The 13,311-nt window shown below is 69.0% G+C and carries 12 protein-coding genes; 3 read left to right on the top strand and 9 right to left on the bottom strand.

Going from position 1 to position 13,311, the window contains the following annotated elements:
* Positions 1–107 precede the first annotated feature (107 nt).
* Entirely contained in the window at positions 108–425 is a 318-nt protein-coding gene (locus ACX9MO_RS01985) for an H-NS histone family protein (protein WP_222492683.1), read from the top strand.
* A gap of 127 nt (positions 426–552) precedes the next feature.
* Here the strand turns inward: ACX9MO_RS01985 and ACX9MO_RS01980 are convergent, their stop codons facing one another.
* Positions 553–1,776 carry an alpha-D-ribose 1-methylphosphonate 5-triphosphate diphosphatase gene (locus ACX9MO_RS01980; RefSeq protein WP_462213353.1) on the bottom strand — a complete coding sequence of 408 codons (1,224 nt, stop codon included), beginning with the start codon at positions 1,774–1,776 and terminating at the stop codon, positions 553–555.
* Positions 1,777–1,996: 220 nt separating this feature from the next.
* Between ACX9MO_RS01980 and ACX9MO_RS01975 the strand changes: the two genes are divergently transcribed.
* Together ACX9MO_RS01975 and preA are read left to right on the top strand one after the other, a co-directional pair.
* Positions 1,997–3,331, top strand: a complete 1,335-nt coding sequence (locus tag ACX9MO_RS01975) for an NAD(P)-dependent oxidoreductase (protein ID WP_462213352.1) — start codon at positions 1,997–1,999, stop codon at positions 3,329–3,331.
* A 70-nt stretch (positions 3,332–3,401) separates the two neighbouring features.
* Entirely contained in the window at positions 3,402–4,706 is a 1,305-nt protein-coding gene (preA, locus tag ACX9MO_RS01970) for an NAD-dependent dihydropyrimidine dehydrogenase subunit PreA (RefSeq protein WP_222492687.1), read from the top strand.
* 157 nt (positions 4,707–4,863) lie between these two features.
* Here the strand turns inward: preA and ACX9MO_RS01965 are convergent, their stop codons facing one another.
* From ACX9MO_RS01965 to mmsB, 8 genes are all read right to left on the bottom strand, one after another.
* Positions 4,864–5,748 carry an SMP-30/gluconolactonase/LRE family protein gene (locus tag ACX9MO_RS01965; RefSeq protein WP_462213351.1) on the bottom strand — a complete coding sequence of 295 codons (885 nt, stop codon included), beginning with the start codon at positions 5,746–5,748 and terminating at the stop codon, positions 4,864–4,866.
* A gap of 238 nt (positions 5,749–5,986) precedes the next feature.
* Complete coding sequence (locus ACX9MO_RS01960) at positions 5,987–6,592, bottom strand: 2-dehydro-3-deoxy-6-phosphogalactonate aldolase (protein ID WP_462213350.1); 606 nt, start codon at positions 6,590–6,592, stop codon at positions 5,987–5,989.
* The gene (locus ACX9MO_RS01955) at positions 6,589–7,503 is read right to left on the bottom strand and encodes a 2-dehydro-3-deoxygalactonokinase (RefSeq protein WP_462213349.1); all 915 of its coding nucleotides are present in this window, start codon (positions 7,501–7,503) and stop codon (positions 6,589–6,591) included. The genes ACX9MO_RS01960 and ACX9MO_RS01955 overlap by 4 nt, the downstream gene beginning before the upstream one ends.
* A gap of 31 nt (positions 7,504–7,534) precedes the next feature.
* On the bottom strand, positions 7,535–8,452 hold the full coding sequence (locus ACX9MO_RS01950; RefSeq protein ID WP_462213348.1) for a dihydrodipicolinate synthase family protein: 918 nt from the start codon (positions 8,450–8,452) through the stop codon (positions 7,535–7,537).
* 10 nt (positions 8,453–8,462) lie between these two features.
* Positions 8,463–9,416 (bottom strand): aldose epimerase family protein, encoded by a 954-nt coding sequence (locus ACX9MO_RS01945; protein WP_462213347.1) that lies wholly within the window; start codon positions 9,414–9,416, stop codon positions 8,463–8,465.
* A complete protein-coding gene (locus tag ACX9MO_RS01940) occupies positions 9,410–10,333 on the bottom strand; it encodes a Gfo/Idh/MocA family protein (protein ID WP_462213346.1) in 924 nt (307 codons plus the stop codon). Before ACX9MO_RS01940 ends, ACX9MO_RS01945 begins: the two co-directional genes overlap by 7 nt.
* The gene (araD, locus tag ACX9MO_RS01935) at positions 10,333–12,075 is read right to left on the bottom strand and encodes an L-arabinonate dehydratase (RefSeq protein WP_222492699.1); all 1,743 of its coding nucleotides are present in this window, start codon (positions 12,073–12,075) and stop codon (positions 10,333–10,335) included. Before araD ends, ACX9MO_RS01940 begins: the two co-directional genes overlap by 1 nt.
* Positions 12,076–12,078: 3 nt before the next feature.
* The gene (mmsB, locus tag ACX9MO_RS01930; RefSeq protein WP_462213345.1) at positions 12,079–13,308 is read right to left on the bottom strand and encodes a multiple monosaccharide ABC transporter permease; all 1,230 of its coding nucleotides are present in this window, start codon (positions 13,306–13,308) and stop codon (positions 12,079–12,081) included.
* Positions 13,309–13,311: the final 3 nt, after the last annotated feature.

Raw genomic sequence — 13,311 nt, 5'->3', positions numbered from 1 at the left:
ATTGACTTTCAATCTGATCTCTCAATATTCGGGATACCCCCTTGCAATCCCCCAAGGCAGGAAAGCTGCCGATTAAGCGGGCGTCACAGGAAAGGACAAGAATAAAGATGTCTGACTTTGCACTCGACGAAATGACTCTGGATCAACTGAAGAAGCTCCAGAAGGACACCGATCTCGCCATCAAATCCTACCAGGAGCGGGAGCGTAAAAAGGCCATCGCGGCAATCGAGGCCAAGGCCCAGGAAATGGGTTTCAGCCTCTCCGAATTGACCGGTGGCGCGGTCAAGAGCCGTAAGGTCAATCCGCCGAAATACCGCAATCCCGCCGACCCGACCCAGACCTGGAGCGGCCGTGGCCGTCAGCCCGGCTGGGTCAAGGACGTGATTGCCGCCGAGGGTAACCTCGAAGGCTGCCTGATCGGTTGAGGCGTGTCTGACTGCCAACTGACGCGGGGCGCAGGCCCGTGGCCCGCGTCAGTCCGCCCGCGCCGCAGGGCGACGGGCCACGACCTCACGCTGCGCCCGGCCGTCTGCCGCCCCGACGCGCGCGCCCTCAGCCCCCGAGGCCGAGGTAGACCGTCCGCCCGCCGCGCAGCATTCGCGTGACCGCAGGCGGCACCACCTCTCCCGCAGAGCGCTCCGGCCAGTCCACGAGGATCAGGTCCGCGCGCAGCCCTTCGGCGATCTTTCCCCTGTCCGTCAGACCCATGGCCGCCGCCGGCCCTGCCGTCACCAGCGACCACAGCCGGTGCAGGGGCGCGCGCCGTTCGTGATGCAGCCGCGCCACGGCGGCCAGCATCGCGGGATAGAAGTAATCCGAGGCGAGGATATCGCAGAGCCCCGCCTCCACCATGTCCGCCGCGCCGGGCGAGCCGATGTGGCTGCCGCCGCGCATGACATTGGGCGCTCCGAAAATGATCCGGTCGCCAGCGTCCCGGGCGGCTTTCGCCACATCCATTTGCATCGGGAATTCGGAAATCCGCGCCCCGAGGCCGCGGAAGTAATCCCGGGTCTCCAATTGCGTGTCATCGTGGCTCAACATCGGGGCGCCAACGGCGCGGGCCTTTTCGGCAATGGCCGCGAGGCGGGCAGGGACCTCCGATCGCGTTGCCCATGTCGTCTTCATCAGGTCGAGGAATTCCCCCTCCCCAAGGCCGGAGCGTTTCGCCTTTGCCCCGATCCGGCCCTGCATCCGGGGATCGTCCGGATCGGCCACGGCAAAGGCCGGGCTGAATTCGAAGGCACGGTCCTGGATCGGAATGTCGTAGTCGCGCATCGTCATCGAGAGATGGTCATTGAACGCCAGGGACGGGGTCAGGGGCCCGGCCAGCATCTCCTCGATCAGGGGCAGGGCCTCTGCGGCAAAGGTCTCCCACCGCAATTGCACGCGGTTTTCCGCGATCAGCCGGGGCGTCAGCCGCGCGAGCGCCTCGAGAAAGGCGCGCCCGGCGGAGACGGCGCGCAGGCCCGGTTCCCAGCTCAGCGTCAGCGCGTGATAGGCCGTGGCAATGCCATTGCCCGCCAATTGCCGGTCGGTATCCAGAATGGCCGCATCGACCGGGAAAAAGACATTCGGGCGCGGCATCAATTGCCGCTCGAAGGCATCACCGTGGACATCGATCATCGCGGGCGCCAGCAGGAGGCCCGTGGCGTCCAGCTCTGTCTCGACGCGGGCGTCGCTGCCGATGGCGGCGATCCGGCCCTCGGCGAGGGTGACGCTCGTCTCCTCGATCCCCTCCGGCAGCACCACCCGTGCGCCCGTGATCCGCATGCTCATGCCCGTCTCCTGCCCGGCTGTTCTGGGCGCAGGGAAGGGCCGGGACCTGCCAGTGTCAATCGGGGGCGGGCCGGTGCCGGGCCTGTGCACGGTTTTTCAGCAGATCGGCGCGGAAGCGGGGCGCGACCCCGGTTTCAAAAATTTACCATTTGATAAAATTTCGACCTGTGGCAGGCTGATTGCAACGAAAACCAAGAAAAGCCACCAACGGGAGCCAACCATGACCCTGTCCCCCAAGACGCCCGGAATCGCTGCCGGCCGCCTCGGAGCCGAGGTGCTGGCCGAGAATTTCGGCGACCTGCATCCGCCGCTGGAACGCCACGAGGCCCATGTCGCCGCGGATCGCTGCTACTTCTGCCACGATGCGCCCTGCATGACGGCCTGTCCGACCTCGATCGACATTCCGCTCTTCATCCGCCAGATCGCGACCGACACGCCCGAGGCGGCGGCGCGCACGATTCTGCAACAGAACATCCTCGGCGGCATGTGCGCCCGCGTCTGCCCGACCGAGACGCTCTGCGAAGAGGTCTGCGTGCGCGAGACGGCGGAGGGCAAGCCGGTCGAGATCGGGCGGCTGCAACGCTATGCCACCGATACGCTGATGGCGAAGAACGACCATCCCTTCACCCGCGCGGCGCCCACGGGCAAGCGCGTGGCGGTGGTGGGGGCGGGGCCTGCGGGCCTTTCCGCCGCGCACCGGCTTGCGATGAAGGGGCATGACGTGGTGCTTTACGACGCGCGGCCCAAGCCGGGGGGGCTGAACGAATTCGGCATCGCCTCCTACAAGGCACCGGACAACTTCGCGCAGGCGGAGGTCGACTGGCTGCTGCAGATCGGGGGCATCACGGTCGAGACCGGCCAGAAGCTGGGCGCGGGCCTGACGCTGGAGGGGCTGACGGCAGAGTATGACGCGGTCTTCCTCGGCATTGGCCTCGCCGGTGTGAACGCCCTGCGCTGCGAGGGTGAGGACCGCGAGGGCGTCGAGGACGCGGTGGACTTCATCGCCACCCTGCGCCAGTCCGATGACCTCTCGACCCTGCCCGTGGGACGCGACGTGGTGGTGATCGGCGGCGGGATGACCGCCGTGGATGCCGCCGTACAGTCCAAGCTGCTGGGGGCGGAGAACGTCACCATCGCCTATCGCCGCGATCGCGCGGCCATGGGCGCCTCCGACTTCGAGAAGGACCTCGCGGCCTCCAAGGGCGTGCGCCTGCTGACCGACGTGCGCCCGGTGGCGGTGCATGGCAACGGCAAGGCCGTCGAGATCGAACTGGAGTACACCAAGACCGAGGATGGCGCCCTCGTCGGCACCGGCGAGACCTTCCGCCTGAAGGCCGATCAGGTCTTCAAGGCCATCGGCCAGACGCTGGAGGGTGCGCCCGAGGGGCTGGAGATCACCCGCGGCAAGATCACCGTCAGCGGGCCGGGGCGCACCACGCTGCCCGGGGTCTGGGCCGGCGGCGACTGTGCGCTTGGCGGCGAGGACCTGACCGTGACCGCCGTGGCCGAGGGCCGCGACGCCGCCGAGGACATCCATGCCACGCTGATGGGCTGACCTGACGCCAAAGCCAGTAGAGGGGCGCCGCAAGACGCGCCCCCGCCAAGCAAACCAACGGGAGGCTGACATGGCCGATCTGACGACCGACTTTCTGGGCATCAAGAGCCCCAACCCCTTCTGGCTGGCCTCGGCGCCGCCGACCGACAAGGAATACAACGTCCGCCGCGCCTTCGAGGCCGGCTGGGGCGGTGTCGTGTGGAAGACACTGGGCTCGGAAGGGCCGCCGGTGGTGAACGTCAACGGGCCGCGCTATGGCGCGATCTGGGGGGCTGACCGGCGCCTGCTGGGGCTCAACAACATCGAGCTGATCACCGACCGCGATCTCTACACGAACCTGGAGGAGATCACCCGGGTCAAGAAGGATTACCCCGACCGGGCGCTGATCGTCTCGATCATGGTGCCCTGCGATGAGGAGAGCTGGAAGGCGATCCTGCCGTTGGTGGAAGAGACCGGCGCCGACGGGATCGAGCTGAACTTCGGCTGTCCTCACGGCATGGCGGAGCGCGGCATGGGCTCGGCCGTGGGGCAGGTGCCGGAGTACATCCAGATGGTGACCGAGTGGTGCAAGAAGTACTACTCCAAGCCGGTGATCGTGAAGCTGACGCCGAACATCACCGACATCCGCAAGCCCGCGCAGGCGGCCAAGGCGGGCGGGGCCGATGCGGTCTCGCTGATCAACACGATCAACTCGATCACCTCGGTGAACCTCGACGCCATGGCGCCGGAGCCGATGATCGACGGCAAGGGCACCCACGGCGGCTATTGCGGCCCGGCGGTGAAACCCATCGCCATGAACATGGTGGCTGAGATCGCGCGCGACCCGGAAACCCACGGCCTGCCGATCTCGGGCATTGGCGGCATCACCACATGGCGCGACGCGGCGGAGTTCATGGTGCTGGGGGCGGGCAACGTGCAGGTCTGCACCGCGGCCATGACCTATGGCTTCAAGGTGGTGCAGGAGATGATCTCGGGCCTGAGCCAGTGGATGGACGAGAAGGGCTATACCGCGACGTCCGACTTCATCGGCAAGGCGGTGCCCAATGTGACCGACTGGCAGTACCTGAACCTGAACTACGTCACCAAGGCGCAGATCAGCCAGGACGATTGCATCAAGTGTGGCCGCTGCTATGCCGCCTGCGAGGATACCTCGCACCAGGCGATCGCCATGTCGGCGGACCGGACCTTTACCGTGAAGGACGAGGAATGCGTGGCCTGCAACCTCTGCGTCAACGTCTGCCCGGTGGAGAACTGTATCACCATGGTGGAGATGGCACAGGGCGCGGTCGATCCGCGCACGGGCCGCGAGGTGGGGGATTACGCCAACTGGACGACCCACCCGAACAACCCCTCGGCCAACGTCGCGGCAGAGTGAGCGGGCCGACCTGAGGGCCTGACCGGGCGCCTTATCGAGGCGCCTGATCGGGGGGCCTGACCCACCGGCGGCGCTGACGCGCCACACGATCCCTGGCGGCCCGGTGTCCGGGCCGCGACGGGCCCCCGCGGGGGCCCTTTTCCGTGTCCCGTGACGGTCAGGGGCGGACGCGCGGTTCCGGGCGGCCGGCAATGTCCTGCACCAGCGCGTAGGTACAGCCCTGCGCCGCGTCGGGGGCGGCGATCCCCTCGCGCGCGGAGGTGACGAAGAGCGTCTTCAGCCCGGGCCCGCCGAAGGCCGGGCAGGAGGCATGGCGGCCGTCCAGTGTCACGATACGGTCGGTCCGGCCATCGGGGGCATAGCGCACCACCCGCGCGCTGCCCCATTGGGCGTTCCAGAGCCCGCCTTCCGCATCGGTGACCGACCCGTCTGGGCTGGCACCCTGCGCGGCAACATCGACAAAGGGCACCGGATCGCCTGCGGGCCAGCCCTCGGGGTCGAGGGGGACGCGGAAGATCTGTCCAACCTTCGTGTCGGTGAAATAGGCGGCCTCCCCGCCGGGGGCGAAGCAGATCGAGTTCGGGATCGAGAGCGCGCCGTAGAGCCGGCGCACTTCCCCCATGTGGTAGCGATAGATCGCCCCGCGCCCGTCCTCGGCCGCCTTGCCCATGGTCCCGATCCAGAAACCGCCCTGCGGATCGGCCCGGCCATCGTTGGAGCGGGTCGCGGGGTCCTCTGCCTCCAGCGCGCAGATCAGCCGGCGCGCGCCGCTCGCGATGTCGAAGCGCCAGAGCCCGGTTTCGGTGGCGATCAGCAGCGTGTCGCGGTCGATCCAGCCGGCGGCGGAGGCGCATTCGCCCATGTCCCACGCCAAGGGGGTGTCCCCCGCGCGAGAGAGCAGCCGGTGGCCGAGGATGTCGAACCAGAAGAGCTGCTCCCGCTCGGGATGCCAGAAGGCCCCCTCGCCGAGGTGGCAGGGGCGGGCGTCGTGAAGCGTGGCGGTCAGGGGCGCCATCTGCGTGGGGCTCGGTTCCGGGGTCATCTACCTGCTCATGTCTGTGCGCGTGGCGCGGGGCTTTTCCTTTCGGGACGGCGGGCGGAGCCGTCCCCGTGGAGCGGCCCCTGAAACACTGTGCCCGGCGCGGGGAGGAGGACAAGGGGCCGTGACGCGGCGGTCCCACGGGACCGGGGCCGGGACTGGGACCAACACCGGGGGCGCGAGGCAGGCGTCATCGGAGTGTCCCGGGTGACTGCGGCAGGGCTTGGCACCGCACCGCGCATCAGGCGCTCATTCCGTCGTAGCGGGCCACCAGCCGCGCGGCCTTGGCGGCGACGGTCGCGGCGCTGTCGCCGGGGGCGAAGAGCGCGGAGCCGATGCCGACGCCGGCGGCGCCTGCGGCGAACCACTCGGGCAGGTTGGCCTCGGACACACCGCCCACCGCCCAGACCCCGGCCTCGCGCGGGAGCACGGCACGCATGGCCTTCAGCCCGGCGGGACCCGCGATCTCGCCGGGGAAGAGCTTCAGCGCATCGGCCCCGGCGGCGAGGGCGGCGAAGCCTTCCGTCGGGGTCAGGACGCCGGGATAGGAGGCGAGGCCGAGGCGCTTCGTCTCGCCGATCACCGCCGGGTCCATGTTGGGCGAGACGATGAGCCGCCCGCCAGCCTGCGCCACCTGGGCCACCTGCGCGGGCGTCAGCACCGTGCCCGCGCCGATCTGCGCGCGCTCGCCACAGGCCCCGGCCATGCGGGCGATGGAGGTCAGCGGATCGGGCGAATTCAGCGGCACCTCGATCAGGGTCACGCCCGCCTCGATCAACGCCTCGGCCACGGGAACCGCCGCCTCGGGCGTGAGGCCGCGCAGGATGGCGATGATGGGTCGGGTCATGGGCGTGCTCCGCCAATCGGGGGCAGGCCCGCGCGTGCAAGGCGCAGCCCGGCCAGTGTGAGGGTCTCGGCATCGTGCCGGGTGAGGGTGACGCCCTGCGCGGTGAGCGGCGCATATTGCGCCTGCTGCGCGGCACTGCCGACGAGGGCGACGCGGCCCGCCTCCCAGAAGGGGCGCGCGCCCGCCAGTTCGAGGCCGGTGAGCAGCCCCGAGAGTCGGGCCCGCGCGGCGCTCGGGCCGGGCGTGGCCAGCAGCGCCTCGGCCCGGATCGCGAAGAGCGTGGCGCTGACGCTCTCGGGGGCGGCAAGCGCCTCCGCCACGGCGGCGTCGAAGGCGGGGGCGTTCCACTGGTCATCGAGGCTGAGGCGCAGGATCGACTGGGATGAGAGCAGGGCGAAAAGCTCGCCCGTCAGGAAGGTGCGAAATCCGGTGACCTGCCCGCGCGAGAGGCGGACCCACTTGGTATGGGTGCCGGGCAGGCAGAGCGCGCCGTCGAAATCGGGCTCTGCGGCCAAGAGCCCCGCGATCTGCGTCTCCTCGCCGCGCATGACGTCGGCGGGCGCGGATTGCGAGAGGCCGGGCAGGATGCGGACCCGCAGCCGTGCGTCGTGGGTGGGGGCGGGCGTTGCCTCGGCCGGGGCGGGCGCGCAGGGCACGGCGGCATAGCCTGCCTCGGCCCAGCCCCCGCGGGCACCGGCCATGCCGCAGATCAGCACCTCGGCGCCCTCGGGGCCGATCCAGTCACCCGCAAGGGCGAGGAAGGCACCTTCGAAGTCCTCCGGCGCCAGCCCGCCCATGCCCCGGTCGGAGCGGCGCGCCTCCAACACCGCGCCGTCGGGCGCGATGGCCCAGACCCGCAGGTTGGTGGTGCCCCAGTCGGCGGCGATCCAGTCGATGGCCTGTTTTTCCAAACCTTGCCTCTCCGCGACGGTCATGCGCCCCTCACTTGCCCCAGCGGAGCGCGATCAGGTCCAGTTCTTCGCTCAGCGAAAGCAGGCGGGCCCTGGTCCGCTCCGACATCGGCTTGAGCGGGTGGCGCACATGGTCCGAGCCGATCACGCCGCCCGCCATCATCACCGTCTTGGCGGCGCGCAGGCCGCACTGGCGGTTCTCGTGGTTGATCAGCGGCAGGCAGAGTTTCCACTGCTCCAGCGCGGCGGCGGTGTTGCCCGCGCGGTATTCGGTCACGATGGGGCGGATCTTCTCGGGTTGCAGCGCCGAGGTCATCGTGCCGGTGCAGCCTGCATCGAGGTCCGCCAGCAGCGTCACCGCCTCCTCGCCGTCGAAGGGGCCGACGATGTCGGGGCCGCCTGCCTCGATCAGCGCGGCCAGCTTGTCGGCGGCGAAGGGGGTTTCCATCTTGAAGTAGGAGACATGTTCGATCTCGCGCGCCATGCGCACCAGCAGCGGCACCGGCAGGGAGACCCCGGAGAGCGGCGCATCCTGCACCATGATCGGGATGTCGATTGCCTCGGACACGGCGGTGAAATGCTCGAAGATGCCCGCCTCGGCGGGGACGAGGCCGACGCCGTGATAGGGCGGCATCATCATCAGCATCGAGGCGCCGAGGGCCTGTGCCTCCTTGGCACGGGCCACGACGATCTGCGTCGAGAAATGGCTGATCGTGACGATCACCGGCACCCGGCCCGCGACATGCTCAAGGCAGACCCGGGTCAGCAGGGCGCGTTCCTCGTCCGACAGCAGGAACTGCTCGGAGTAGTTGGCGAGGATGCAGATCGCGTCGACGCCCTGATCGATCATGCAGTCGAGGACGCGGCGCATCCCCTCGGGGTCGAGGCTGCCATCGGCGTGGAAGGGCGTGGGGGCGACGGGCAGGATTCCGGTGAGCGGTTGGGTCATCTTGGCCTCTTCAGGTCTTGTGCGTCACGGCAAAGCGCGACGTCTGGCGATAGGTCTCGCCGGGGCGCAGCCCGGCGCAGGGGAAATCGGGGCGGTTCGGGCTGTCGGGCCAGACCTGCGGCTCCAGCGCGATGCCGCGCTGCTGGCCGGTGTAGACCTGTAGCCCCGGTTCGGTGGTCTCGACCGCGAGGCGCAGCCGGTCGGTCTCAAACAGGCAGGCCGGCGCGAGGGGGCCACGCGCGGGACGCAGGCAGAAATTATGGTCGAGCGTTGCGGCGGGCGGGCGTGGCTGCCGGTGATCGAAGACGGTGCCCGCGACGGGGGCTGGGCCACCTGCCGGGATCTTGTCTGCATCGACGGGCAGGTAGCTCTCTGCCGCGACGGTCAGCCGGTGCCCCGAGAGGTCGGCACGGCCGTCGAGCGTCCAGTAGCCGTGGAAGGCGGGGGCAAAGCAGGTCTCCCGCGCGGTCTCGGCCGTGATGTCGAGGATCAGGGCGCCCGTGGCGTCGAGGCCATATCGGGCGGTAATCTCCACCGGACCGGGGAAGCCGCCACATCCGTCGGGATGGGTGAGGACGAGGGTGACGCTGTCTTCCTCAACTGCGCTGATCCGCCAGTTGCGGGCGTCGAGGGCGGCAGACCCGCCGTGCAGCGTCGTGCGCCCGGCCTCGTTGCGGTCCAGCGTGAGCAGGCGGCCCGCGACGGGCATCTGCCCGCCGGCAATGCGGTTTGCCACCGGCCCGACGATGGCGCCGTAGTGGCACAGCGGGCCGAGGTAATCCTCGAACCGCGCGCTGCCGAGGATCAGCGAGAAATCCACGCCCTCGATCCGGTAGTCGAGCAGGGTCGCACCCCATGTCATCACCTGAACGGTGGTCCCGGCACGGGCGAGGGTGACCACCTCCACCGCCGTGCCGTCGGGCGCGGTGCCGAAGGGCGCGATATGGGGCCGGGTGATCACCATGCGAAGGCGGGGGCCGTCACCCGGCGGCCCAGCAGGAAGGCATCGGCCACGTGGCGCAGGGGGGCGAGGTCCATCTCGCTGCCGCCGGTCTTCACCAGCTTTGCCATCTGGTCGTAGAGGCGGGGGTATTCGCCGCTGAGCCCGGGCAGGGCCTCCTGCGCGACCCCGTCGATGGAGAGCGCGCCGCCACCCTGTTCCAGCAGCAGGACACCCGCGTCGGTCACCGCCTCGATGCTCCATGTCGGCGCGCCGGGCTCCAGCCAGTCGAGGTCCATCGTCACCTCCGCCCCCTGCGGGTGGTGGAAGCGACAGCTGGCGGCGATGGGCGTCTCGCGGTTCTCGGGGAAGTGCAGCTCGGCCCCGGTGAGGTGCACCGGATCGGGCAGGATCTCGGTCAGGATGGAGAGCGCGTTGATGCCCGGATCGAAGACGCCGAGGCCCCCGGCCTCGAAGACCCAGTCCTGCCCGGGGTGCCACTGGCGCACGTCCTCGCGCCATGTGATCGTCAGCCGCTCCAGCCGCTTGTCCTTCAGCCAGGCCTTGGCGGCGGGCACCTTGTCGGCCTGCCGCGAGTGCCATGTGGCATAGATCGAGACCCGGTGCCTGCGCGCAAGCGCCTCCAGCGCATGACATTCCGAGAGCGTGGCGCCGGGCGGTTTTTCCAGCATCACGTGGCGGCCCGCAGCGATGGCCCGGCGGGCATAGTCGAAGCGCGGCACCGGCGGCAGGCAGAGCGAGACGACGCGCACCTCCGAACGCTCCGCCAGCATCTGGTCGAAGTCGTCATAGGCCATGACGCCGGGCACAGTGCCGTGGCGCGAGACGGTGGCGGTCAGCTCCCAGTCGGGGCTGGCGGCGATGGCGGGGACGTGCTGGTCCACCGCGATCTTTCCGATGCCGACGAGTGCGATCTCCATCAATGGCTGTCCTTTCCGACGGGCGCGCCGCGGCAGCCCTTGAGGAAGTCCAGATCCGCGCCGGTGTCCGCGCCCTGCACATGGGCCTGGTGGAGCCAGGCGTAGCCGCTTTCGGGCTGCTCGTGGGAGGGCTGCCAGGCGGCCAGCCGCGCGGCCAGTTCCGCGTCGGGGATGTCGAGGTGCAGCCGCCGGGCGGTCACGTCGATCTCGATCATGTCGCCGGTGCGCACCACCGCCAGCGGGCCGCCGGCGGCCGCCTCGGGGGCGGTGTGCAGGACGACGGTGCCATAGGCGGTGCCGGACATCCGCGCGTCCGAGATCCGCACCATGTCGGTGATCCCCTTGCGCAGCACCTTGGGCGGCAGCCCCATGTTGCCCACCTCGGCCATGCCGGGATAGCCCTTGGGTCCGCAGTTCTTGAGCACCATGATGCAGGTCTCGTCGATCTCCAGCGCCTCGTCGTTGATCTGCGCCTTGTAGTCGTCGATGTCCTCGAAGACGACGGCGCGGCCCCGGTGCTGCAGCAGGTGGGGGGAGGCGGCGGAGGGTTTCAGCACGGCCCCGTCGGGCGCGAGGTTGCCGCGCAGCACGGCGATGCCGCCCTGTCGGGTCAACGCCTTCTCCAGCGGCAGGATGACATCCTCGTTCCAGTTGCGGACGTCCTTCACCTCGTCCCAGATCGTCGCCCCCGAGACGGTCAGCGCGTCGCGGTGCAGTTGTCCGCCTTCGCCAAGGCGTTGCAGCACGACCGGCAGGCCCCCGGCATAGAAGAACTCTTCCATCAGGTACTTGCCCGAGGGCATCAGGTTCACGATCGTGGCCACGTCGCGGCCGCAGCGGTCCCAGTCATCCAGCGTCAGGTCGACGCCGACGCGCCCCGCGATGGCCAGCATGTGGATCACCGCGTTGGTGGAGCCGCCGATGGCCCCGTTGCAGCGGATCGCGTTCTCGAAGGCCTGCTTGGTCAGGATGTCCGAGGGCTTCAGGTCGTCCTTGACCATCTGCACGATGCGCCGGCCCGAAAGCTGCGCCATGACGCGGCGGCGGCTGTCCACCGCCGGGATCGCGGCATTGCCCGACAGCGCCATGCCGAGCGCCTCGGCCATGGAGGCCATGGTGCTGGCGGTGCCCATCGTGTTGCAGGTGCCGGACGAGCGGCTCATGCTTTCCTCGGCCTCGAGAAATTCCTCCTGCGTCATCTCGCCCGCCTTCACGGCCTCCGAGAACTTCCACAGGTGGGTACCGGAGCCGACACGCTCGCCCCGGAAGTAGCCGTTCAGCATCGGCCCGCCGGTGACGACGATGGAGGGCAGGTCGGTCGAGGCCGCCGCCATCAGCAGCGAGGGCGTGGTCTTGTCGCAGCCCACCAGCAGCACCGCGCCGTCGATCGGCTGGCCGCGCATCTGTTCCTCGATGGAGAGGGCCGCGAGGTTGCGGAACATCATCGCCGTGGGGCGGAAGGTGTTCTCGGAGGCGGAGAAGACCGGCACCTCGACCGGGAAGCCCCCAGCCTCCCAGATGCCGGCCTTCACCTTCTCGGCCAGTTCGCGCAGGTGCCCGTTGCAGGGCGTCAGGTCGGACCATGTGTTCAGGATACCGATGATCGGGCGTCCGTCGAAGAGGTCATGCGGGTAGCCCTGGTTCTTCATCCAGCCGCGGTGATAGATCGTGTCGCGGCCGGTGCCGGCGTACCATTCCTGCGACCGCAGGCGGCGCGGCCAGGGGGCGGGAGTGAATGTCATGGCTCAGCCCTGCTTGCTCTTGTTGTAGACATCGAAGATCACGGCGGCGAGCAGCACGAGACCCTTGATCATCTGCTGGTAGTCGATGCCGATCCCCATGATGGACATGCCGTTGTTCAGCAGCCCCATCAGGAAGGCGCCCACGACGGCCCCCACGATCTTGCCCACGCCGCCCGACATCGAGGCCCCGCCGATGAAGACGGCGGCGATCACGTCCAGTTCCAGCGCAAAGCCGGCCTTGGGGGTGGCGGTGTTCAGGCGGGCGGCGAAGACGAGGCCCGCAGCGGCGGCGAGGATGCCCATGTTGACGAAGGCGAGGAAGGTCAGCCGCTGGGTCTTGATCCCCGAGAGCTTGGCCGCCTTCTGGTTCCCGCCGAGCGCATAGATCCGCCGCCCCAGCACCGTGCGTTCGGTGAGGAAGGCATAGATGATCGTCAGCACGCCCATGGTGATCAGCACGTTCGGCATCCCCCGGAAGGTGGAGAGCTTGAACATGATGAAGATCAGCGCCGCGCCGATGATGGCGTTGCGGGCGATGAAGAAGCCCCGCGGCTCGTCCACGATCCCGTAGGCACGGTTGCGGGCGCGTTTGCGCATCCCGGACCAGATCACCGCCGCGGCGGCCACGATCCCGGTGCCGAGCGCCAGCACGTTCACCTGCCGCGCATCGAAGACGGGGGCGAGCGCCTGGCCGATGGAGGCCGGGAAGATATCGGGCACGAAGCCGTTGGCGATGGTCTGGAATTCCCGCGGGAAGGGGCCCACCGACTGCCCTTCGAGCAGCCAGAGCGACAGCCCGCGGAACACCAGCATCCCCGCCAGTGTCACGATGAAGGAGGGGATCTTCCAGTAGGCCACCCAGTAGCCCTGCGCGGCCCCGATCACCCCGCCCATGACGAGGCAGATGACGATGGCGATCAGGTAGGGCACGTCCATCTCGACGATCATCACGGCGGCAAGCGCCCCGACGAACCCCATGACGGAGCCGACGCTCAGGTCGATATTGCCCGAGACGATGACGATCAGCATCCCGAGCGCCATGATGATGATATAGCTGTTCTGCAGCAGCAGGTTGGTGATGTTCACCGGACGCAGCAGCGTGCCGCCGGTCACGATCTGGAAGAACACCATGATCGCGATCAGGGCAAAGAGCAGCCCGTATTCGCGCATGTGGGCAAGGAGGTATTCTCCGACGCCCTTGGTCTCGGTGCCTGTGGGTTCCGCGATTGCCATGCC

The organism is Pseudooceanicola profundus (assembly GCF_054919315.1).
The sequence above is the reverse complement of the archived record's forward strand: the minus strand, read 5'-3'. Positions and strand labels throughout refer to the sequence as shown.

What these genes read in the sequence shown, in the direction of transcription:
- ACX9MO_RS01945 (WP_462213347.1), bottom strand. Translation starts at nt 9,416, where the DNA reads ATGGTGATCACCCGGCCCCATATCGCGCCCTTCGGCACCGCGCCCGAC.
- preA (WP_222492687.1), top strand. Translation starts at nt 3,402, where the DNA reads ATGGCCGATCTGACGACCGACTTTCTGGGCATCAAGAGCCCCAACCCC.
- ACX9MO_RS01940 (WP_462213346.1), bottom strand. Translation starts at nt 10,333, where the DNA reads ATGGAGATCGCACTCGTCGGCATCGGAAAGATCGCGGTGGACCAGCAC.
- araD (WP_222492699.1), bottom strand. Translation starts at nt 12,075, where the DNA reads ATGACATTCACTCCCGCCCCCTGGCCGCGCCGCCTGCGGTCGCAGGAA.
- mmsB (WP_462213345.1), bottom strand. Translation starts at nt 13,308, where the DNA reads ATGGCAATCGCGGAACCCACAGGCACCGAGACCAAGGGCGTCGGAGAA.
- ACX9MO_RS01960 (WP_462213350.1), bottom strand. Translation starts at nt 6,592, where the DNA reads ATGACCCGACCCATCATCGCCATCCTGCGCGGCCTCACGCCCGAGGCG.
- ACX9MO_RS01980 (WP_462213353.1), bottom strand. Translation starts at nt 1,776, where the DNA reads ATGAGCATGCGGATCACGGGCGCACGGGTGGTGCTGCCGGAGGGGATC.
- ACX9MO_RS01975 (WP_462213352.1), top strand. Translation starts at nt 1,997, where the DNA reads ATGACCCTGTCCCCCAAGACGCCCGGAATCGCTGCCGGCCGCCTCGGA.
- ACX9MO_RS01985 (WP_222492683.1), top strand. Translation starts at nt 108, where the DNA reads ATGTCTGACTTTGCACTCGACGAAATGACTCTGGATCAACTGAAGAAG.
- ACX9MO_RS01965 (WP_462213351.1), bottom strand. Translation starts at nt 5,748, where the DNA reads ATGACCCCGGAACCGAGCCCCACGCAGATGGCGCCCCTGACCGCCACG.
- ACX9MO_RS01950 (WP_462213348.1), bottom strand. Translation starts at nt 8,452, where the DNA reads ATGACCCAACCGCTCACCGGAATCCTGCCCGTCGCCCCCACGCCCTTC.